This window comes from Agrococcus phoenicis, assembly GCF_047302415.1.
GTDB lineage: Bacteria > Actinomycetota > Actinomycetes > Actinomycetales > Microbacteriaceae > Agrococcus.
Genome location: NZ_CP154854.1, coordinates 869,190 through 890,675 on the forward strand (window position 1 = coordinate 869,190; position 21,486 = coordinate 890,675).

18 protein-coding genes are annotated in these 21,486 nt (G+C 71.3%); 11 read left to right on the forward strand and 7 right to left on the reverse strand.

Annotation, left to right across the window (positions count from 1 at the left end):
* Positions 1 to 121 precede the first annotated feature (121 nt).
* From AA0Z99_RS04225 to AA0Z99_RS04240, 4 genes are all read left to right on the forward strand, one after another.
* Positions 122 to 1,612, forward strand: a complete 1,491-nt coding sequence (locus AA0Z99_RS04225; RefSeq protein WP_413319759.1) for an RNA polymerase sigma factor — start codon at positions 122 to 124, stop codon at positions 1,610 to 1,612.
* 104 nt (positions 1,613 to 1,716) lie between these two features.
* Complete coding sequence (locus AA0Z99_RS04230) at positions 1,717 to 2,562, forward strand: amino acid ABC transporter substrate-binding protein (RefSeq protein ID WP_413319761.1); 846 nt, start codon at positions 1,717 to 1,719, stop codon at positions 2,560 to 2,562.
* Between the two features lie 59 nt (positions 2,563 to 2,621).
* On the forward strand, positions 2,622 to 3,278 hold the full coding sequence (locus tag AA0Z99_RS04235; protein ID WP_413319763.1) for an amino acid ABC transporter permease: 657 nt from the start codon (positions 2,622 to 2,624) through the stop codon (positions 3,276 to 3,278).
* A complete protein-coding gene (locus tag AA0Z99_RS04240; RefSeq protein ID WP_413319765.1) occupies positions 3,268 to 4,032 on the forward strand; it encodes an amino acid ABC transporter ATP-binding protein in 765 nt (254 codons plus the stop codon). Before AA0Z99_RS04235 ends, AA0Z99_RS04240 begins: the two co-directional genes overlap by 11 nt.
* Positions 4,033 to 4,133: 101 nt before the next feature.
* Here AA0Z99_RS04240 and AA0Z99_RS04245 read toward each other — a convergent pair whose 3' ends face one another.
* Positions 4,134 to 4,355, reverse strand: coding sequence for a hypothetical protein (locus tag AA0Z99_RS04245; protein WP_072313651.1), 222 nt, complete (start codon positions 4,353 to 4,355; stop codon positions 4,134 to 4,136).
* 196 nt (positions 4,356 to 4,551) lie between these two features.
* On the opposite strand from AA0Z99_RS04245, the gene AA0Z99_RS04250 reads away from it, so the two are divergent.
* The gene (locus AA0Z99_RS04250) at positions 4,552 to 6,645 is read left to right on the forward strand and encodes a DNA gyrase/topoisomerase IV subunit B (protein ID WP_413319768.1); all 2,094 of its coding nucleotides are present in this window, start codon (positions 4,552 to 4,554) and stop codon (positions 6,643 to 6,645) included.
* Positions 6,646 to 6,843: 198 nt separating this feature from the next.
* Here the strand turns inward: AA0Z99_RS04250 and AA0Z99_RS04255 are convergent, their stop codons facing one another.
* Entirely contained in the window at positions 6,844 to 9,318 is a 2,475-nt protein-coding gene (locus AA0Z99_RS04255) for a DNA gyrase/topoisomerase IV subunit A (RefSeq protein ID WP_413319770.1), read from the reverse strand.
* A gap of 77 nt (positions 9,319 to 9,395) precedes the next feature.
* Here AA0Z99_RS04255 and AA0Z99_RS04260 point away from each other — a divergent pair, with 77 nt between their 5' ends.
* On the forward strand, positions 9,396 to 10,415 hold the full coding sequence (locus tag AA0Z99_RS04260; protein WP_413319772.1) for an alkaline phosphatase family protein: 1,020 nt from the start codon (positions 9,396 to 9,398) through the stop codon (positions 10,413 to 10,415).
* A 219-nt stretch (positions 10,416 to 10,634) separates the two neighbouring features.
* Here AA0Z99_RS04260 and AA0Z99_RS04265 read toward each other — a convergent pair whose 3' ends face one another.
* From AA0Z99_RS04265 to sepH, 4 genes are all read right to left on the reverse strand, one after another.
* On the reverse strand, positions 10,635 to 11,756 hold the full coding sequence (locus AA0Z99_RS04265) for an alcohol dehydrogenase catalytic domain-containing protein (protein WP_413320760.1): 1,122 nt from the start codon (positions 11,754 to 11,756) through the stop codon (positions 10,635 to 10,637).
* Positions 11,756 to 12,670, reverse strand: coding sequence for an NAD(P)-dependent oxidoreductase (locus AA0Z99_RS04270; protein WP_413319774.1), 915 nt, complete (start codon positions 12,668 to 12,670; stop codon positions 11,756 to 11,758). The genes AA0Z99_RS04265 and AA0Z99_RS04270 overlap by 1 nt, the downstream gene beginning before the upstream one ends.
* Positions 12,671 to 12,775: 105 nt before the next feature.
* A complete protein-coding gene (locus AA0Z99_RS04275) occupies positions 12,776 to 14,143 on the reverse strand; it encodes an MFS transporter (RefSeq protein WP_413319776.1) in 1,368 nt (455 codons plus the stop codon).
* A 166-nt stretch (positions 14,144 to 14,309) separates the two neighbouring features.
* Entirely contained in the window at positions 14,310 to 15,551 is a 1,242-nt protein-coding gene (gene sepH / locus AA0Z99_RS04280) for a septation protein SepH (RefSeq protein ID WP_413319778.1), read from the reverse strand.
* A gap of 246 nt (positions 15,552 to 15,797) precedes the next feature.
* On the opposite strand from sepH, the gene AA0Z99_RS04285 reads away from it, so the two are divergent.
* A complete protein-coding gene (locus tag AA0Z99_RS04285; protein WP_413319780.1) occupies positions 15,798 to 16,085 on the forward strand; it encodes a DUF4193 family protein in 288 nt (95 codons plus the stop codon).
* Position 16,086: 1 nt separating this feature from the next.
* Here AA0Z99_RS04285 and AA0Z99_RS04290 read toward each other — a convergent pair whose 3' ends face one another.
* Positions 16,087 to 16,569: a DUF3093 domain-containing protein gene (locus tag AA0Z99_RS04290; RefSeq protein ID WP_413319782.1), complete on the reverse strand. Its 483-nt coding sequence runs from the start codon at positions 16,567 to 16,569 to the stop codon at positions 16,087 to 16,089.
* Between the two features lie 78 nt (positions 16,570 to 16,647).
* On the opposite strand from AA0Z99_RS04290, the gene dut reads away from it, so the two are divergent.
* The 4 genes from dut (at position 16,648) to AA0Z99_RS04310 (ending at position 21,411) form a co-directional block, all read left to right on the forward strand.
* Positions 16,648 to 17,100, forward strand: coding sequence for a dUTP diphosphatase (dut, locus tag AA0Z99_RS04295; RefSeq protein WP_413319784.1), 453 nt, complete (start codon positions 16,648 to 16,650; stop codon positions 17,098 to 17,100).
* The gene (locus tag AA0Z99_RS04300) at positions 17,097 to 17,693 is read left to right on the forward strand and encodes a DUF3710 domain-containing protein (protein WP_413319786.1); all 597 of its coding nucleotides are present in this window, start codon (positions 17,097 to 17,099) and stop codon (positions 17,691 to 17,693) included. The genes dut and AA0Z99_RS04300 overlap by 4 nt, the downstream gene beginning before the upstream one ends.
* A 2-nt stretch (positions 17,694 to 17,695) precedes the next feature.
* Positions 17,696 to 18,472, forward strand: coding sequence for a DUF3159 domain-containing protein (locus AA0Z99_RS04305; protein ID WP_413319787.1), 777 nt, complete (start codon positions 17,696 to 17,698; stop codon positions 18,470 to 18,472).
* Between the two features lie 107 nt (positions 18,473 to 18,579).
* Complete coding sequence (locus AA0Z99_RS04310) at positions 18,580 to 21,411, forward strand: aconitate hydratase (RefSeq protein ID WP_413319789.1); 2,832 nt, start codon at positions 18,580 to 18,582, stop codon at positions 21,409 to 21,411.
* Positions 21,412 to 21,486 lie beyond the last annotated feature (75 nt).

The following is a 21,486-nucleotide window of genomic DNA, read 5'->3' on the forward strand; positions in this document are numbered from 1 at the left end:
CTATACTGTCAAGACCGACCCAGTCGAGACCGGCGCCAAGCGCAGGACTTGACTTGGGTCATTCGACTGCCCTCAGTCCGACTGCACCGAGTCTGGGCGCCCGAGACCCACCGGAGGCCGCATGCCAGCCAAGGACACCACCACGACAGCGAGCCGCAGCACTGCGGCCGCTGCTGCCGACGCCGCGCCTGAGGCGACGACCGCTGCAGCCGCGAAGCGGGCTCCTGCGAAGAAGGCGCCCGCCGCCTCGACCGCGGCGAAGACCCCTGCCGCGAAGGCGCCGACGAAGACGACGGCCGCCAAGACCGCTGCCGCGAAGCCGGCCGCGAAGAGCACCGCGGCGAAGACCACCGCGGCGAAGACCACCGCGGCGAAGTCGACGGCTGCGAAGACGACGGCCGCGAAGGCGACGGTCGCGAAGACGACCGCAGCCAAGGCCAAGGCGGCCGCCGCCGAGGCAGCGACCGAGGCGACCGACGAGTCGGCGCCCGCCAAGGGCGCGGCGAAGAAGGCTCCCGCCAAGCGCACGGCGACGCGTCGCAAGGCTGCCGACCCCGTCGAGGAGGCCCAGGCCGAGGAGACGCCGGAGGAGGTCGAGACCGAGGAGGACGAGGAGAAGGTCCACGTCGAGAAGCTCCCCACCGGAGCCCTGCGGCTCTCGGGCGACGACGACGAGCCGGCCCCCACGCAGATCACCGGTGCCACGGCCGACCCGGTCAAGGACTACCTGAAGCAGATCGGCAAGGTCGCCCTCCTCAACGCCGAGCAGGAGGTCGACCTCGCGATGCGCATCGAGGCCGGTCTGTTCGCCGAGGAGAAGCTGTCGATCGATGGCGACGACCTCGACTGGCAGGTCAAGCGCGACCTGACGCGCATCGCCCGCGACGGGCAGCGCGCCAAGAGCCACCTGCTGGGCGCCAACCTGCGCCTGGTGGTCTCGCTCGCCAAGCGCTACACGGGCCGCGGCATGCAGTTCCTGGACCTCATCCAGGAGGGCAACCTGGGCCTGATCCGTGCGGTCGAGAAGTTCGACTACACGAAGGGCTTCAAGTTCTCGACCTACGCCACTTGGTGGATCCGTCAGGCCATCACGCGGGCCATGGCCGACCAGGCTCGCACGATCCGCATCCCCGTGCACATGGTCGAGGTCATCAACAAGCTGGCCCGCGTGCAGCGCCAGATGCTGCAGGACCTCGGCCGCGAGCCGAGCCCGGAGGAGCTGGCGCGCGAGCTCGACATGACCCCTGAGAAGGTCATCGAGGTGCAGAAGTACGGCCGCGAGCCGATCTCGCTGCACACCCCGCTCGGCGAGGACGGCGACAGCGAGTTCGGTGACCTGATCGAGGACACCGAGGCGGTCGTCCCGGCGGACGCCGTTGGCTTCACGATGCTGCAGCGCCAGCTGGAGTCGCTGCTCGACTCGCTCTCGGAGCGCGAGGCGGGCGTGATCCGGATGCGCTTCGGGCTCGGCGACGGCATGCCGAAGACGCTCGACCAGATCGGCGACACGTTCGGCGTCACGCGCGAGCGGATCCGCCAGATCGAGTCGAAGACCATGGCGAAGCTGCGCCACCCCTCGCGGTCGCAGCAGCTGCGCGACTACCTGGAGTGAGCGCGGCGGCAGCCGCCGTCACGCTTCGTCACGAGGCCCCTCGGAACATCCGGGGGGCCTCGCGGCGTTCTAGGATGTGTTGATACCCCCGAGAAGGAGCGCTCATGCCTCGTCCCCGCACGTCCCTGTCCCGCCTGGCGCCCATCGCGGCGGTCGCCGCGGCATCCGTCGCCCTCGTGGGATGCTCCACGGGCAACGGGCCCGGCACCGAGGCCGGCACCGGGGAGCCGACGTCGGCGGGGCTGACGCTCGAGCAGGTGCAGGAGGAGGGCGTGCTCGTCGTCGGGACCGAGGGCACCTACTCGCCGTTCTCGTTCCACGAGGGCGGCGCCGGCGAGCTCACCGGCTACGACGTCGAGATCATCACCGCGGTCGCGGGGGAGCTCGGCGTCGAGGTCGAGTTCGTCGAGACGCAGTGGGATGCGATCTTCGCGGCACTCGACTCGGGACGCGTCGACGTGATCGCCAACCAGGTCTCGATCACCCCGCAGCGCCTCGAGCGCTACGCCTTCAGCGAGCCGTACACCTACTCTCCGGGCGTCCTGATCGTCGCCGAGGGCAGCGAGATCGCGTCGTTCGAGGATCTGGAGGGTCGCACGAGCGCGCAGTCGCTCACGAGCAACTGGGCGGACATCGCGACCGAGGCGGGCGCCGACGTCGAGGAGGTCGAGGGCTTCGCGCAGGCTGCGGAGCTGCTGCGCACGGGGCGCGTCGACGCGACCATCAACGACCGCCTCACCTACCTCGACTACGTGCAGTCGCAGGGCGGCGAGACCGGCCTCGCCGACGTCGCAGAGACCGAGGAGACGAGCGAGAACGCGCTCGCGTTCCGCGCGGGCAGCGAGTCGCTCGTCACCGCGGTCGACGAGGCACTGTCCGCGCTCGCAGAGGACGGCACGCTGGCCGAGATCTCCGAGCGCTACTTCGGTGAGGACGTCTCGCAGCCGTGACGTGCGCTCGTGACGAGGCTGCGGCCTCGGCTCCCGTCGCGGCCGCGTAGGCTCGCCGCGTGGACTGGCAGCTGATCCTCGACTCGATCGGGCCGATCGCCCTCGGGGCGGTGGCCGGCACCATCCCGCTCGCCGCCGCGTCGTTCGTGCTCGGCCTGCTGATCGCGATCGGGCTCGCGCTCGCCCGCATCTCGGGCGTCGCGTGGCTCTCCGGGATCGCGAGGGCCTACATCTCGGCGATCCGCGGGACGCCGCTGCTCGTGCAGCTGTTCGTCATCTTCTACGGCATGCCGCAGATCGGCATCACGCTCGACCCGTGGCCCAGCGCCATCATCGCGCTGTCGATGAACGTCGGGGGCTACGCGGCCGAGATCATCCGCGCCGCGATCCTGTCGATCCCGCGGGGGCAGTGGGAGGCGGCATCGATGATCGGGATGTCGCGCGGCCAATCGCTGTGGCGCATCGTGCTGCCGCAGGCGGCCCGGGTGTCGGTGCCGCCGCTGTCGAACACGCTCATCTCGCTCGTGAAGGACACCTCGCTCGCATCGGTCATCACGATGACCGAGCTCTTCCGGGTCGCGCAGCGCATCGCCGCCCCCAGCGGCGAGTTCCTCACCATCTACATCGTCGCCGCGGCGGTCTACTGGGTCATCTGCCTCGCGCTCGCCGCCGGCCAGGACCGCCTCGAGCAGAAGCTGGATCGCTATGCCGTCTGACCTGCTCCTCTCGGCCCGCGGGCTGCACAAGTCGTTCGGCGACAACCACGTGCTCCGCGGCGTCGACCTCGACATCGCGCCGGGCACGGTGCACGCGCTCATCGGGCCGTCCGGCTCCGGCAAGACGACGGTGCTCCGTTCGCTCAACGGCCTCGAGTCGCCCGAAGCCGGCACGCTCCGGATCGGCGAGGTCGAGCTCGACCTGTCGAAGCCGCGCACCCGCCGCGAGCGGGCCGCGCTGCACCGCGCATCCGCGATGGTCTTCCAGCAGCACCACCTGTTCCCGCACCTGACGGTGCTGGGCAACGTCACCATCGGTCCCATCCGCGTGCAGGGCCGCGACCGCGATGCGGTGAGGGCCGACGCGCTCGCGCTGCTGGAGCGCGTCGGGCTGCGGGAGAAGGCGGATGCGTTCCCCTCGTCGCTCTCCGGGGGTCAGCAGCAGCGCGTCGGCATCGTGCGCGCGCTCGCGCTGCAGCCCTCGATGCTGCTGTTCGACGAGCCGACCTCCTCGCTCGATCCCGAGCTCGTCGGCGAGGTGCTGGCGGTCATGACCGAGCTGGCGGGCGAGGGCTGGACGATGGCGGTCGTGACGCACGAGCTCGGCTTCGCTCGTGAGGTCGCGGATGAGGTGTCGTTCTTCGACGGGGGCGTCGTCGTGGAGAGGGGCACGCCCGACCAGGTGTTCGGCGCGCCCCGCGAGGAGCGCACGAAGCGCTTCCTGCAACGGCTGCAGGGCCCGTTCGGGCGCTAGCCGAGGCTGCGCGGGCCGGTCGCCGGTCGCCGGACGCCGGGCGAACGAGCGAGCGGCCCGCCCCGGATGGGGACGGGCCGCTTGGCTGTGCGATCGGCGGGTCAGCGCTCGTTCAGCTTCTCCGACTCGTCGTGCCACACCTTGGCGAGCGGCTGGAGGGCCTCGCGGTGCTTGGCAGCGTGGTGCGCGCAGAAGAGCAGCGTGCCGCTCTCCATCGTCGCGCGGACGTAGGCCTGCGCTCCGCAGCTGTCACAGCGGTCGAGGCCACCCAGCGGTGCCGTCGCCTCATCGACTTCGAGCGTCGTGGTCTGGATGTCGTTCACGGTGCCCTCCTCACTCTTGCGTTGCACCCATCGTCGCATGCTCGGGTGACAGAAGGCGGTGATTCGGCCCGCGGTTCGCCAGCGGCGCAACGCGAGGCGTGCCGCGTGGCCTGACATCCCCGGCCCGCCCTCGGCCCTAGGCTGGCAGACGCACTCGCAGCGGCTGGCCGCTGCTCGAGCGCCTTCGACGCAGGAGATGGGGGATCGGTTGGCGAACGCTGCATCCGACTACTCGGCACGGCACCTGACCGTGCTCGAGGGTCTCGAGGCGGTGCGCAAGCGCCCCGGCATGTACATCGGGTCGACCGACTCCCGCGGGCTCATGCACTGCCTGTGGGAGATCATCGACAACTCCGTCGACGAGGCCCTCGGCGGCCACGGCACCGAGATCACCGTCGTGCTGCACGCTGACGGCTCCGTCGAGGTCAAGGACCGCGCGCGCGGCCTGCCGATCGACGTCGAGCCCCGCACAGGCCTCACGGGCGTCGAGGTGATCTTCACCAAGCTGCACGCAGGCGGCAAGTTCGGCGGCGGCGCCTACAAGTCCTCCGGCGGCCTCCACGGCGTCGGCGCATCCGTCGTCAACGCCCTCTCCGCCCGGCTGGACGTCGAGGTCGATCGCGAGGGCGCGACGTGGGCGATGTCCTTCCACCGCGGCGAGCCCGGGGAGTTCCTCGATGAGGGCGAGCCCTCGCCGGACGCGACGTTCGTGCCATTCACCGACGCATCGAGGCTGCGCAAGGTCGGCAAGGTCGGGAAGGCGGTCACCGGCACGCGCGTGCGCTACTGGGCCGACCCGCAGGTGTTCACGAAGGGCGCCGAGTTCCTCGCCGACGAGCTCGCCCGCCGCGCCCGGCAGACGGCGTTCCTGGTGCCGGGGCTCGGCATCCAGATCGTCGACGAGCGCGGCGACGAGCGCGTGGTCCACGACTTCCGCTACGACGGCGGCATCAGCGAGTTCGCGGAGTACCTCGCGCCGGACCCGGCGCTGACGGCGACGTGGCGGCTGAGCGGCGAGGGCGACTTCCAGGAGACCATCCCGGTGCTCGACGAGGCGACCGGCCACATGGTCACGCGCGACGTCGAGCGCACCTGCGAGGTCGACATCGCGCTGCGCTGGGGCACCGGCTACGACACGGTCGTGCAGACCTTCGTCAACATCATCGCCACGCCGAAGGGCGGCTCGCACCTGGCGGGATTCGAGCAGTCGCTCCTCAAGCTCATCCGCGACCAGGTCGCCGCGAACGCCAGGAAGCTCAAGGCGGGCAACGACCGCATCGAGAAGGACGACGCGCTCGCAGGGCTGACCGCGGTCGTGACCGTGCGACTGCCGGAGCCGCAGTTCGAGGGCCAGACGAAGGAGGTGCTCGGCACGCCCGCCGTGCGGCAGATCGTCTCGCAGGTGGTGCAGCGCGAGCTGGGCGCGATCCTCACCTCGACCAAGCGCGACGAGAAGGCGCAGGCCGGCCAGCTGCTCGAGAAGGTCGTGAGCGAGATGAAGGCGCGCATCTCGGCGCGCTCGCTGAAGGAGACGGCGCGCCGCAAGAGCGCCCTCGAATCCTCGTCGCTGCCGGTGAAGCTCGTCGACTGCCGATCGAGCGACGTCGCGCAGACCGAGCTCTTCATCGTGGAGGGCGACAGCGCGCTCGGCACCGCGAAGCCCGCTCGCGACAGCGAGTTCCAGGCCATCCTGCCGATCCGCGGCAAGATCCTGAACGTGCAGAAGGCATCGATCGGCGACATGCTGGGCAACGCCGAGTGCGCGGCCATCATCCAGTCGATCGGCGCCGGCTCCGGTCGCTCGTTCGACCTGAGCCAGGCGCGCTACGGCAAGGTCATCATGCTCTCCGACGCCGACGTCGACGGCGCGCACATCCGCACCCTGCTGCTGACGCTCATCCATCGCTACATGCGCCCGCTCATCGACGAGGGTCGGGTCTTCGCCGCCGTGCCGCCGCTGCACCGCGTGCTCGTGAAGCACCGGGGCAAGCCCGACGAAGCCGTCTACACCTATTCCGACGCCGAGCTGCATCGCACGCTCACCCGCCTGAAGAAGGCGGGCAAGTCGTGGCACGAGCCGCCGCAGCGCTACAAGGGCCTGGGCGAGATGGACGCGGATCAGCTCGCCGAGACGACGATGGATCGCTCGCGACGCACGCTGCGCCGCGTCACGATCAGCGACGCGGAGCGGGCGAGCGAGGTGTTCGAGCTGCTGATGGGCAACGAGGTGGCTCCTCGCCGCGACCTGATCGTCTCGAGCCAGATCGATCGGGACCGCATCGACGCCTGAGTCAGCGCCGCTGGCCGGCGGAGCTCGCCCGGGCGCGACGCTCAACCGGTGAGGCGGTCACGCGACCGGACCATGCGCTCGGCAGGCGGAGTGGCCGGTTGGCGGTCGCCGTGGCGCGTCGGCGTGCTGCTCGTTCAGTGGCCGTCATGGCTTCGAGGGCCGCGGCTGCCCTCGAAGCCGCAGGTGTGCGGCGCCCAGTCACTCCGCGAGCGACGGCGCAGGCGGCGAGCCGAGCCGCGAGCCGACCGCGCCGATGGTGCCGTCGATCGCGACGCCCGAGCCTGCGCGGGGCGAGCTGCCAGGCGGCAGCTGGCGCTGCGAGCCATCGCTGCCGACCGCGAGCGGCGCGACCCCGGCCCAGGCGAGCGAGAGCCCGACCTCGCCCTTCAGCAGCCGGTGCGCCTGCACGCCTCCCGTGCCGCGCCCCTTCGCCGGGAACTCCGTCAGGTCCGAGACCTTCACGCGCGGCTCGTCGAGGCCGGCGAGCGTCTCCGCAGCCGCCGTCACCGTGACGACCTCCGCGCCCTCGTCGACGGCGCCGGCGAACCGCACCGACGCGCCCGCCTTGAGCCCGATGCCCTTCATGCCCGCGGCGCCGGGGCCCTGCGGGTTCACGGCCTCCGCCGGGAAGCGCAGCAGCTGCGCATCGCTGGTCACCAGGACGATCCAGGCGTCGTCGGGCGCGGGTGCGATGCCCACCACGCGGTCGCCGGACTTGAGCGAGATGAGGAGTTCGCGGTCGCGGTCGCGCAGCTCGGTCGGCCGCACGCGCTTGACGATGCCGCCTTCGGTGGCGACGAGCCAGGGCGTCGCCTCTCCGGCTGCCGGCGCAGCGAGGTCGATCAGGCCGATGGCCTCCTCGCCGCGCTCGAGCGTGCCGAGATCCTTGACCTTGACGCCTGCGGTGAGGCCGACCGACGCGGGCGGCACCGACGGCAGGTCGGCGGGCGTGAGGCGCAGCACGGCGCCCGAGGAGGTGACGAGGCCGAAGGTGCCGCGCGTCGTCGTCTCGATCACCGAGCGGATGGCGTCGTGGCGGCTGCGGCGCGACGGCACAGGGATCGGCTCCTCGCCGTCCACCCGCACCACGCGGCCGGTCGCCGAGAGCAGCACGCGCGTCGGCGCATCCGCGATCTCGAGGCTGGCGGCGAGCTTCGCAGCCGAGGCGCGGCCGGTCGTGGCCTGCTGGCCGTTCGCCTCGGTGAGCAGCGTGCGGCGCGGGGTGCCGAAGCGCTCGGCGACCTCGTCCAGCTCGTCGGACACCACCACGTGCAGGGCGGCCTCCGATCCCAGGATGTGCTCCAGCTCGGCGATCTGCGCCAGCAGCTCGTCTCGCTCGGCCTCCAGCTCGATGCGGCTGAACTTCGTGAGGCGGCGCAGCCGCAGCTCGAGGATGTACTCGGCCTGCGCCTCGGACAGGTCGAAGATGCCCTGCAGGCGACCGCGCGCCTGCTCGCTGTCGTCGGAGGAGCGGATGACCTGGATGACCTCGTCGATGTCGAGGATCGCGATCAGCAGGCCCTCGACGAGGTGCAGCCGGTCGCGCTTCCTCGCGAGCCTGAACTCGCTGCGTCGCCGCACGACCGACACGCGATGGTCGAGGTACACCCGCAGCAGCGCCTTGAGCCCGAGCGTCTGCGGCCGGCCGTCCACGAGCGCCACGTTGTTGATCGAGAAGCCGTCCTCGAGCGGGGTGAAGCGGTGCAGCTGCTGCAGCACGGCCTCGGGATCGAAGCCGGTCTTGATGCCGATCACGAGCCGGAGCCCATGCTTGCGGTCGGTGAAGTCCTGCACGTCCGAGAGGCCCTGCAGCTTCTTCGCGACGACGCCGTCCTTGATCTTCTCGATCAGCCGCTCGGGCCCCACCTGGTAGGGCAGCTCGGTGACGACGATCTGGGTCTTGCGGCCCTGGCGCTCGATCGAGGTGCGCGCGCGGGTGCGGAACGCGCCACGACCAGACTCGTAGGCGTCCCGGATGCCGTCGAGACCGACGATCACGCCGCCGCCGGGCAGGTCGGGGCCGGGCACGTGCCGCATGAGGTCGGCGGTGGAGGCGTCGGGGTGCGCGAGGAGGTGCTTGGCCGCCTGCACGACCTCGACGAGGTTGTGCGGTGCCATGTTCGTCGCCATGCCGACGGCGATGCCGCTCGCACCGTTGACGAGCAGGTTGGGGTAGGAGGCCGGCAGCACGTCGGGCTGCTGGTAGGAGTTGTCGTAGTTGGGCACGAAGTCGACGACGTCCTCGTCGAGGCCCTCCGTCAGCGACAGGCCGGCGGCGGCGAGCCGAGCCTCGGTGTAGCGGGCGGCCGCGGGCCCGTCGTCGAGCGAGCCGAAGTTGCCGTGCCCGTCGATGAGCGGCAGGCGCAGGCTGAAGGGCTGGGCGAGTCGCACGAGCGCGTCGTAGATCGCGGTGTCGCCGTGGGGGTGCAGCTTGCCCATCACGTCGCCGACGACGCGAGCGCTCTTGACGTGCCCCTTCTCGGGACGCAGTCCCATCTCGGACATCTGGAAGAGGATGCGCCGCTGCACGGGCTTGAGCCCATCGCGGGCGTCGGGCAGCGCGCGAGCGTAGATGACGGAGTAGGCGTACTCGAGGAACGAATCCTGCATCTCGGCAGCGACGTCGATGTCGTCGATGCGCTCAGCGGCGTCGGAGGCGGGTGTGGCAGTCATAGGCTGACGGAATGCTACCGATCAGGGCGTCAGGATCCCGGAGCCTTGCCGACGTTCTGCGGAGCTCCTCGCTCGCGATGCGCGGCGAGCGGAACGCGCTCGGCCTGCCTGCCGTCGCCGGCGCGGTGGTGCTCGTGGTCGACGGTCTCGGCGCGGCGCAACTCGGCCAGCGAGCGGGTCACGCGCGCACGCTCGCTGGCGCCGCTGGCGGCTCGCTCGACTCAGGCTTCCCCTCGACGACCGCGGTCGCCCTCGCGAGCCTCACCACCGGCCTGCTCGCGGGTGAGCACGGGCTCGTCGGCTACGACGCGATGGTGCCGGGGGAGGGCGTGCGCAACCAGCTGCGCGACTGGGGCGGCGCGATGGATCCTGCGCGGTGGCAGCGCGCCCCGACGGTGCTCGAGCAGCACCGGCCCTCCATCGTGATCGCCGAGGCGAAGCATGCCGAGAGCGGCTTCACGCACGCGGTGCTGCGCGGGGGCGAGTATCGCGGCGGCCGCCGCATGGCCGACCGCTTCGCGCTCGCCGAGCGGGCCGCCCGCGAGCGCGCCCTCGTCTACCTGTACATGCCGGAGCTCGACCGCATCGGCCATGAGCACGGCTGGCAGAGTGACCGCTGGGTGAGCGCGCTCGAGCAGCTCGATGCGCACGTGCGCGACCTGGTCGCCGCGCTGCCTCGCGACGCGGGCCTCATCGTGACGGCCGATCACGGCATGGTCGACGTCGACGCATCCGGCCATCTCATCGTGCCGACCGAGCTGCAGGCCGGCGTCGCCCATGTCGCCGGTGAGCCCCGCTGCCTGCAGCTGCACGTGACGCCCGACGCGTCGGCGGATGCGGTGGCCGGGGCGTGGCGGGCGTGGCTCGGCGATGCCGCCTGGGTCGCGACCCAGCGGGAGGTCGTGGAGGCCGGCTGGCTCGGCACCGTGCACCCGGAGGTGGCCCCGCGGATCGGCGACGTCTTCGTCGCCGCGCGGGGTCGGCGTGCGCTGTACCTCGACGAGGTCGACCCCGCGCGCGGCATGGTCGGCCAGCACGGCTCGCTCACCCCCGATGAGCTGCGGGTGCCGCTGCGTCGATTCGGCGCCTTCGCCTGAGCCCCTCGCGGACCGGACATCCAGGTGCGCGCACCAGGATGGGCAGATCACCGAGGAGAGGGAACTCCCATGCGCAGATGGCTCATCATGACGATCGCGACCGCCGTCGTCGGCTTCATCAGCCGACGCATCGCCGAGCGGCGCGGCCGCGGCGGCCACCCCCGTCGGTAGCCGAGCCGCCGCGGGCCGCGTGCGGGAGGCGGTCGGCGAGCGACCGGCTCAGCTGCAGCGCACGACCTGCCGGATCGCGCGGCCGTCGGCGAGCGTGTCGAGCGCTTCGTTGAGTCCCTCCAGCCCGATCTCGGACGTCACGAGCGACTCGACGGGCAGCCTGCCCTCGCGCCACAGCTGCTCGTAGCGGGGGATGTCGCGAGAAGGCACTGCCGAGCCCAGGTACGAGCCGATCACGGTGCGCGCCTCGGCCGTGAACGTCAGCGGCGAGAGCGACGCCCGCGCATCCGGATGCGGCAGACCGACCGTCACGGTCGTGCCGCCGGGTGCCGTGAGGGCGAACGCCGTCTCGAACGCCTTCGGGTGGCCGGCCGCCTCGACCACGACCGGAGCCCGGAGCCCCTGCTCGATCGCCTCGTCGGGGGAGAGCGCGAGGTGCGCACCCAGTTCCCGCGCCGTCTCGAGCTTCGCGGGCACGGCATCCACGCCGATCACCCTGCCGAGCCCGAGCGACGCGGCGGCGAGCAGGGCCGCCATACCCACGCCGCCGAGGCCCACGATCACGATGTCGTCACCCTCGCTCGGTCTGCCCGCGTTCACGACAGCGCCGCCGCCGGTGAGCATCGCGCAGCCCAGCACCGCCGCCACGTGCGGCGGCACGTCTGCGCCGACCGGCACGACCGACCGGCGATCGAGCACCGCGTGCGTGGCGAAGGCGGAGACGCCCAGGTGGTGATGCACCTCGGCGCTGCTGCCGACCGCGTCGACCTCGCGCAGTCGTCGCCCGCCGCCCAGCAGCTCACCCGCGGCGTTCGCGGCGCTGCCGCGCTCGCACGGCAGCCGGCCGTCGGTCGCGCACGCCGCGCAGTCGCCGCAGCGCGGCAGGAACGTCGTGACGACCCGAGTGCCGATCGGGAGGTCGTCGACACCGTCGCCGACGGCCTCGACGATGCCCGCCGCCTCGTGGCCGAGGAGCATCGGCATGGGCCGGGGCCTGGCACCGTCGACGACCGAGAGGTCGCTGTGGCAGAGCCCAGCGGCCTCGATGCGCACGAGCAGCTCGCCGGGCCCCGGTGCGTCGAGCTCGAGGTCGACCAGCTCCAGCGGCCGCGTCGTCGCGAACGGGCGCTCGGCCCCGATCGCCCGGAGCACGGCGCCGCGGATGCGCATCAGTGGCCGTCCCACCCGTCGACGGCACCGTCGGGCGTCGCCTCGCGGATGACGAGCGTGCAGTCCTTGCCGCCGAGGCCGTCGTCCAGCAGGCGCTGCAGCTGATCGCGGATCAGCGTCGCGGCGGGGACGGCGACGCCCGCAGCCTCAGCGCCGGCGACCGCCAGCTCGACGTCCTTGTGGCAGAGCATGGCGGAGAAGGACGCGTCGAAGTTCGCGTTCACGGCGGCTCCCGGGACGACGCCCGGGACCGGGTACCAGGTGCGCACGGCCCAGGAGTCGCCGGAGGAGACCCGCACCACGTCGAAGAACGACTGCGGGTCGAGGCCGAGCTGCTTAGCGAGGGTCGCGCCCTCGGACATCGCGAGGATGGAGACGCCCAGCATCATGTTGTTGACGAGCTTCGCGGCGATGCCGTGCGTCGCCTCGCCGACGGCGAGCACGTTGCCCGCCATGGGGGCGACGACAGCCTTCGCGGCGTCGACGTCGGCCGGTGCGCCGCCGAGCATGAAGGCGAGCGTGGCGGCCTCAGCCCCCTGGATCCCGCCGGAGACGGGGGAGTCGACGAACCGGAAGCCGCGCGAGCGCGATTCGGCGTGGCACCAGGCCGAGGTCTCGAGGTCGACCGTCGAGGTGTCGAGGATCATCGTGCCGGGGGCGGCGCGCGCGAAGACGCCGTCGTCGCCCGCGAGCACCGAGCGCACGTGCTCGCCCTTCGGCAGGCTCAGGATCACGACGTCCGCGCCGTCGACCGCCTCGCCCACGGAGCCGACCGGCACGACTCCTCGTTCGCCGGCAGCCTGGCGGAAGGCGTCGACGACGTCGAACCCTCGCACCTCGTGCCCCGCGCCGACGAGGTGTGTGGACATCCGGCTGCCCATGTTGCCGAGGCCGATCCAGGCGATTGACGTCATCGTCGTTCCCTTCCGAAGGTGTGCTCCCCACGCTATCCCGAGACGGCCGAGCGGGCGGCGAGGAAGCCCTCGTCGCCCGCTCGTGCGCGGCTGCGGCTCAGGCGATCAGAGCGTGCCCTTCTCCGCCAGCAGGCGCTCGCGATCCTCGTCGTCCACGTCGTGGAGCGAGATGCCCTTGGTCTCCCGCAGCGCCAGCACGGCGATGAGGGTGATGGCGCACGAGACCACGATGTAGATCGCGACCGGGATGTAGCTGTCGAACTCGCTCAGCAGCGCGGTCGCGATGATCGGGGCGAGCGAGCCCGCGACGATCGAGGTGACCTGGTAGCCCAGCGAGACGCCCGAGTACCGCATGCGGGTCGGGAAGAGCTCGGCCATGATGGCCGGCTGCCCGGCGTACATGAGCGCGTGGAACGCGAGGCCGATGATGATCCCGAGCAGGATGACGATGTCGTTGCCGGTCTCGAACATGGGGAACGCGATGAAGCCCCACGTCGCGCCGAGGAGTACCCCGGCGAGGTACATCGGCTTGCGGCCGATCCTGTCGGTCAGGCGGCCCACGATGGGCACGAAGACGAAGTGCGCGACGTGCGCGATCGCCATCAGGCCCAGGATCCGGGACACGTCGTACTCGAGGTAGGTCCGCAGGTACACGATCGAGAACGTGACGACGAGGTAGTAGAGCACGTTCTCCGCGAAGCGCAGGCCCATCGCGGTGAACACGCCACGGGGGTAGCGCTTGAGCACCTCGAGCACGCCGTAGGACTGCGCCTTCGACTCGGCCACCTCGTCGCGCACCGACTGGAAGATGGGGGCATCCTCGACCCGGGTGCGGATGTAGTAGCCGACAGCGACGATCACGACGGAGAGCCAGAACGCGATGCGCCAGCCCCACGCGAGGAAGTCGTCGTCGGAGAGGGTCCACTGGAGCACCAGCAGCACGACCGTGGCGAGCAGGTTGCCGGCAGGCACGGCGGCCTGCGGGAACGACGACCAGAAGCCGCGCTCCTTGTTGGGCGAGTGCTCCGCCACGAGCAGCACGCCGCCGCCCCACTCGCCGCCGACGGCGAAGCCCTGCGCGAAGCGCAGCAGCACGAGCAGCGCCGGAGCCCAGTAGCCGATCTGGGAGAAGGTGGGCAGGCAGCCCATCAGGAAGGTGGCGACACCGACGAGGATGATCGCGACCTGCAGCAGCTTCTTGCGGCCGAACTTGTCGCCGAAGTGGCCGAAGACGATGCCGCCGAGCGGGCGCGCGACGAAGCCGACGCCGTAGATCAGGAAGGCGTTGATGATGGCCGCGTACGGGTCGTCCGACGGCGGGAACATGATCAGGTTGAAGACGATGGTCGACGCGGTGGCGTAGAGGAAGAACTCGTACCACTCGACCACCGTGCCGGCCATGGCGGCGGTGACGACGCGGCCGAGGCCCTTGCGGTCGTTGTCTCTCGCCGCGCCGTTGACGGACTGTGTCATGCCTACCTCCTTGTAGGTGCACGGGACTGTGCCGGGAGCAACCTAACATGACGCCCGGTTCAGGTAGCGCGGCGCGCAGCACGCCCGCCGCGGGGCCGCGCGTCCACGCGAGCGAGGAGGAGGGCGCCGGGCGGGGCACCCTCCTCCTCGGCGGCGTCCTGCGGCGCTAGTCGTCGGAGCGCGAGCCGAAGACGATCTCGTCCCAGCTCGGCATCGACGCGCGGGAGCCGCGCTTGCGGCTGCCGATGGGCCCGGTGCCGTTGGCGCGCTGGGGCCGCTCTGCTTCGGCCGCCGGCTCCGCGATCGGCAGCGTCTCCTCGGGCTCGCGCGGTGTCGGACCCGACTCCGCGGTGCGCAGCGCTGCCTCCCGCTCGGTCCGGCGGCGTCGGAGGGCGTCGAGCAGCTCGGCGGTGTGGTTCGGCTGGGTGGAGGCGGCAGGGCGGTTGATCGCGGCGGCCTGCACGTTCTCCGGCTGGCTGCCCACCTCGCCCCCGCGACGCCGCAGCCAGGGGTTGTCGGCCTTCGTGGGCTCGGCGGGCCGCTCGGCGGCGGGCTCGCTCGTGCGCTCGCTCGCGCTCTGCTCGGTCGCTCGCGACGACTCGACCGCCTGCTCGAGGCCGACGCCGGGCTCGACCGGTGCAGGAGCGGAGCGCGCCGTGCCGCGCTGGATGCGGAAGGCGTCCGAGTCGAAGCGGCCCGTGTCCCGACGTGCGGCGTCGGGAGCCGCGGCGCGCTGCGAGATCGGGGGAGCACCCGCATCCTCGGCGGCGTCGAGGGTCGGCGCGGTGGCCTCCGGCGTCGACGGCCGCTGCTGGCGGTCGATGGCGCGGAGCCGGGGCACCAGGACGCTGCTCGCATCACCCGTCTGGCTCAGCGACGTCGCCTCCTTGCTGCGCGCCGTCAGCGTGGCCTTCTTCGGCTCGTATCCCCAGAGCGCCTCGTGCTGGATGCCCTCGGTGGTGAAGCGCAGGCGCACCGTCCAGGCGCCCCCGTCGCCGTCCTTCCACGCAGACCACGAGCGGTCGGATGCGCGCAGGTCGTCCAGGCGCTCGTCGATGGCCGCGCCGAAGGTCGTCTCACCCGCGAGCGGGTCGATGTCGCCGGAGGCCACCGGGATCGACAGCGCAGAGGCCAGCACGTGCTCGCGCTCGGCGACCACCGGGCCTTCGAAGCGCTCGATGTAGGCGAGCTCCTCGCCCGTGGAGGCGGCGACCTCCTCGGCGGTCATGCCGCCGCGGATCAGCGCCTGGATGTCGCGCGGCCTGGCCTTGCGCTCGCGGGCGGGGATCGCCACGGCCGGTCGGCGATGCTCGGGCAGGGATCCGACGGGCACGCGGAAGCGCTCGCCGGACTCGGACTCGAGGAGGAGCATGTCGTCCTCGACGCCGATGACGCTCAGCTGCTGCATGGTTCGTCGATCCTTCCTGGCGTGGATGTCGGGTCTCGTCAGCATCGCACGGCGGGAGGGCTGCGGGCGGGAATGCGGCGGGCGCGCCGTGCGTTCCGTCGAGGGCGCACCACCCGAAGCCGGCCCGCGTTTGGGGTACAGTTCTCGGGGTACACTTCGCTCGCAGATATCTGATTTGCTACCTCCGTTCGATTCGTGCAGAATGTGCGCCGACGACGCTCACTCCCTCCCAGCAAGGAAGCCCTGATGGCCACCGATTACGACGCCCCGCGCAAGACCGACGACGAGAACGAGTCGATCGAGGCGCTCAAGGAGCGCGTGCCGGCGAAGAGCGTCGCGACGGACGACGACGCCGACAACCCCGGCAGCTTCGACCTCTCCGCCGCAGACCTCGCGGACGTCGAGCTCGACGTCGTGGTGCTGCCTCTGCAGGAGCACGAGTTCACGTGCGTGAGCTGCTTCCTGGTGAAGGACCGCCTGCAGTTCGACCACGACACGAAGCTCGGTCCGATCTGCCAGGAGTGCGCCTCCTGAGCTAGGCGTCCCGCCCGCCCGCGCGCTGCTCACCGGCGTGCTGCGCGGCGCTGATCGCTGCCGCGAGCTGCCGCGGGCGGCGCGTGCTCACGACCCAGCTCGGCGTCGGGTCTGCGGCGTCCGTCACCGGCACCCGCACGAGCGACGTCGTCCACGGGGAGATCACGTGATGCGCGGCCGGGTCCCAGCCGGATCGCATCGCGGTCCTCGCCGCGGCGCCCTCCAGCGCATCCGCCTCGCCCAGGTCGTCGACCCCGATCCGCGCGCGTCCTGCGCGCAGCACGCCGTCGCGCAGCTCGACCACCGGCGCGCCGAACCACAGCGCGAGCATGATGGCGGCGTAGAGCACTGCGGCGACGCCGACGCCGACCTCCATGCCCACGGGCAGGAAGACGAGCAGCGAGGCCGGCACGAGCAGGAGCAGGACGAGCGGCAGCCACCACGAGGGCACGAGTCGCTCGCGGTGCGAGGGGGCGGATTCCATGCCCCCATCATCTCGCGCCGCAGGCGGCGCCGGGTGCCGGTTCGCCGCGAGCGCCTGCCTCGGCTAGCCTCGACTGCGATGGAGCAGGTCGAAGTCCTCATCACCGGAACGCCGGTGCCCGCCTACGCGCACCCGGGGGATGCCGGTGCCGACATCCATGCCGCCGAGGCGCTGACGCTCGAACCCGGTCAGCGCGCGCTCGTCGCGACGGGCATCGCCATCGCGCTGCCCGACGGGTACGCAGCCTTCGTCCACCCGCGCAGCGGCCTGGCCGCGAAGCACGGGATCACGATCGTCAACGCGCCGGGCACCGTGGATGCGGGCTACCGGGGCGAGATCAAGGTCAACCTGCTCAACACCGGCAGCTCGCCGCATCGGATCGAGGTCGGCGACCGCATCGCGCAGCTGATCGTGCAGCGCGTCGAGCGCGCTCGCTTCGTCCCGGTCGAGCGGCTCCCGGGATCAGACCGCGGCGAGCGCGGGCACGGGTCGACAGGGCTCGGCGCCGCGCCGGAGGGGATCGCACCATGACGGACACGACAGACGACCAGCAGCAGCCCGAGGATGAGGAGCTCGTCGAGAAGAGCGCGCCCGAGGATCGCTCGGAGCTCGGACCGCTGGATGAGGCAGAGGCGCCCGTGCGCCCCTACGTCGATCTGGGAGGACTGCGCATCGTGCCGCGCCCCGGGATGCAGATGCGGCTCGAGGTCGAGGAGAAGACCAAGCGGATCGTTGCCGTCACGCTCGAGCACGAGGGCTCCACCGTGCAGCTGCAGCCCTTCGCCGCACCGCGCAGCGAGGGCATCTGGGCGCCGGTGCGCGAGGTGCTGCGGTCGCAGCTCGAGCGCCAGGGCGCGACGGTCGACGAGATCGACGGCCTGCTCGGCCCGGAGCTGCGAGCGCGCCTGCAGAGCGGCCCCGACGGCATGCCGCGCGCGGTGCGGATCGTCGGCGTCGACGGGCCTCGCTGGATGCTCCAGGGGCTCATCGGCGGAGCGGCAGCCATCGACGACGAGAAGGCGGCGGGCGCGATCGAGCTGTTCCGCTCGAGCGTGGTGTGCCGCGGCGTCGAGCCGATGCCGCCGCGCGAGCTGATCCCGCTGCGCGCCCCGAAGTCGGTCTGACCGTGGCGCAGGAGCCCGACGGGCGCGACGGCACGCAGGCGGAGCCGTCGTTCTCCGAGCAGGTCGGCGAGGCGATCCGCGGCTCGAAGCTCGGGCAGCTCGATCCCGCGTCGAAGCCCTCCGCCAACGCACTCCTCGGTGCGATGGGCGGCGTGCGGGGCCTGCTCGAGTCGCTGCTGCCGGGCATCCTCTTCCTGGTGCTGTACACCGTGACGAAGGATGTCGGGCTCTCCGTGCTCGTGCCGCTGGCGGTGTCGGTCGTCTTCGTCGCCGCGCGCGTGCTGCAGAAGGGGCAGCCGGTGCTGGCCTTCGCAGGGCTCATCGGCGTCGGCATCTCGGCCGCCGTGGCGCTCATCACCGGGCAGGGGGAGGACAACTTCCTCTGGGGCTTCACGGTGAACACGATCGTGGTGGTCGTGCTGCTGCTGAGCATGATCCTGCGCAAGCCGCTGGTCGGCATCATCGCCGGCGCGCTGACCGGCACGCCCTACGCGTGGCGCACCGAGCGCGCGAAGCGCACCGTCGCCTGGCGGGCGACGATCCTGTGGCTGGCGGTGGTCGGCGCCCGGCTCGCGGTGCAGGTGCCGATGTACCTCGCGGCCAGTCAGGGCACCCCGGGCGCCGTCGAGGCGCTCGCCGCGACCAAGCTGCTGATGGGTGTGCCGCTGTACCTCGCGGCGCTCTGGGTGACCTGGCTCATGGTGCGCGCGGTGCTCGGCGATGCCGACCCCTCCGGGCCCGACACGCCAACCGAGCAGGCAGGCCCGACCGCACGATAAGATATCTTGACGTCAAGATATCTCGCCCGGATGCCGCCCTGTCGGGTCGCGCCAGGCATACACTCGAGGCGCATCCAGCGCATCCCGTGAGACCTGAAGGAGTCACGATGGCGAACCCGAACAGCTTCGACAGCAAGAGCTCGCTCTCGGTGGGTGACACCGAGTACACGCTCTATCGGATCGACAAGGTCGCGGGCCACGAGCGCCTGCCGTTCAGCCTCAAGGTGCTGCTGGAGAACCTCCTGCGCACCGAGGACGGCGCGAACGTCACCAAGTCGCAGATCGAGGCCCTCGGCTCGTGGGACGCCTCGGCGGAGCCCAACGTCGAGATCCAGTTCACGCCGGCCCGCGTGGTGATGCAGGACTTCACCGGCGTGCCCTGCATCGTCGACCTCGCAACCATGCGCGAGGCCGTCGCCGAGCTCGGGGGAGACCCGACCAAGATCAACCCGCTCGCCCCGGCAGAGCTCGTCATCGACCACTCGGTCATCGCCGACCTCTTCGGCACGCCCGATGCGTTCGAGCGCAACGTCGAGATCGAGTACGAGCGCAACGGCGAGCGCTACCAGTTCCTGCGCTGGGGCCAGACGGCCTTCGACGACTTCAAGGTGGTCCCGCCCGGCACCGGCATCGTGCACCAGGTGAACATCGAGAACCTGGCGAAGGTCACCTACGCGCGCGAGTTCGGCGGCGAGCTCACCGCGTACCCCGACACGGTCGTCGGCACCGACTCGCACACGACGATGGTCAACGGCCTCGGCGTGCTCGGCTGGGGCGTCGGCGGCATCGAGGCCGAGGCCGCGATGCTCGGCCAGCCCGTCTCGATGCTGATCCCGCGCGTGGTCGGCTTCAAGCTCACGGGCGAGATCGCCACCGGCGTGACGGCGACGGACGTCGTGCTGACCATCACCGACATCCTGCGCAAGCACGGCGTGGTCGGCAAGTTCGTGGAGTTCTACGGCACCGGCGTCGGCGCCGTGCCGCTGGCAAACCGCGCCACGATCGGCAACATGAGCCCGGAGTTCGGCTCGACCGCGGCGATCTTCCCCATCGACGAGGTGACGCTCGACTACCTGCGCTTCACTGGCCGCTCCGAGCAGCAGGTGGCGCTCGTCGAGGCCTACTCGAAGCAGCAGGGCCTGTGGCACGACCCCGAGGTGGAGCCGGTCTTCTCGGAGTACCTCGAGCTCGACCTCAGCACGGTGGTCCCGTCGATCGCCGGCCCGAAGCGCCCGCAGGACCGCATCGAGCTCTCGAAGGCGAAGGCGCAGTTCTCGAAGGACATCGTCGACTACGCCAGCGCATCGACGTCGCAGGACATCGTGGACCTCGAGTCGAAGCACTCCTTCCCGGCCTCCGACCCCGGTGCCGTCCCCGGCGAGGAGGACCACAGCACGCGCGAGGTGCACATCAGCAGCGGCAGCCGCACCACCGGCATCCCGGCTGAGCTCTCGAACCCCGTCGAGGTCACCACCCCGGCCGGCGAGACGTACACGCTCGACAACGGTGCGGTCACGATCGCCGCGATCACCTCCTGCACCAACACGTCCAACCCCTCCGTCATGCTCGCCGCGGGCCTGCTCGCCCGCAAGGCGGTCGAGCAGGGCCTCACGGCCAAGCCGTGGGTCAAGACGACGCTCGCCCCGGGATCGAAGGTCGTCACCGACTACTACGACAAGTCCGGCCTGACGAAGGACCTGGACGCGCTGGGCTTCTACACGGTCGGCTACGGCTGCACGACGTGCATCGGCAACTCCGGCCCGATCATCGAGGAGGTCTCCGCTGCCGTCAACGAGCACGACCTCGCCGTCACCGCGGTGCTCTCGGGCAACCGCAACTTCGAGGGTCGCATCAACCCCGACGTGAAGATGAACTACCTCGCGTCGCCGCCGCTCGTCATCGCCTACTCGCTCGCCGGCACGATGGACTTCGACTTCGAGAGCCAGCCGCTCGGCAAGGGCAAGGACGGTCAGGACGTCTTCCTGGTCGACATCTGGCCGACCGCCGAAGAGGTGCAGTCGACCATCGACTCGTCGATCGACACCGCGATGTTCGACAAGCAGTACGCGGCCGTGTTCGATGGCGACGAGCGCTGGCAGAGCCTGCCGACGCCGGACGGCGACGTCTTCGAGTGGGATGCCGAGTCGACCTACGTGCGCAAGCCCCCGTACTTCGAGGGCATGACGATGGAGCTCACGCCCGTGACCGACATCCAGGGCGCCCGCGTCCTGGCGGCGCTCGGCGACTCGGTCACGACCGACCACATCTCGCCCGCCGGCGCGATCAAGGCCGACAGCCCGGCCGGTCGCTACCTCACGGAGCACGGTGTGGACCGGAAGGACTTCAACTCCTACGGCTCGCGTCGCGGCAACCACGAGATCATGATCCGCGGAACGTTCGCGAACATCCGTCTCAAGAACCAGCTCCTCGACGGCGTCGAGGGCGGCTTCACGCGCGACTTCACGACCACCGACGGCGCGCAGGCCGCGATCTACGACGCCTCGCAGCACTACCAGGAGCAGGGCACGCCGCTGGTCGTCCTGGGCGGCAAGGAGTACGGCTCGGGCTCGAGCCGCGACTGGGCCGCGAAGGGCACGAACCTGCTGGGCGTCAAGGCGGTCATCACCGAGTCGTTCGAGCGGATCCACCGCTCGAACCTCATCGGCATGGGTGTCGTGCCGCTGCAGTTCCCGGCGGGCGAGTCCTGGGCGTCGCTCGGGCTCGACGGCACGGAGCGCATCTCGATCTCGGGCCTGACCGAGCTGAACGAGGGCCGCACGCCGAAGACGGTGCGCGTCGTTGCCGAGCCGACCGAGCACAGCCCCGAGGGCAAGCAGGCGGTCGAGTTCGACGCCATCGTGCGCATCGACACCCCCGGCGAGGCCGACTACTACCGCAACGGCGGCATCCTGCAGTACGTGCTGCGCTCGCTGGTCTGATCCAGCGCTCGTCGACGGCCCCGCCCCCCTCGTGGGAGCGGGGCCGTCCTCGCGCGCGGCGGTACGATGGAGGGA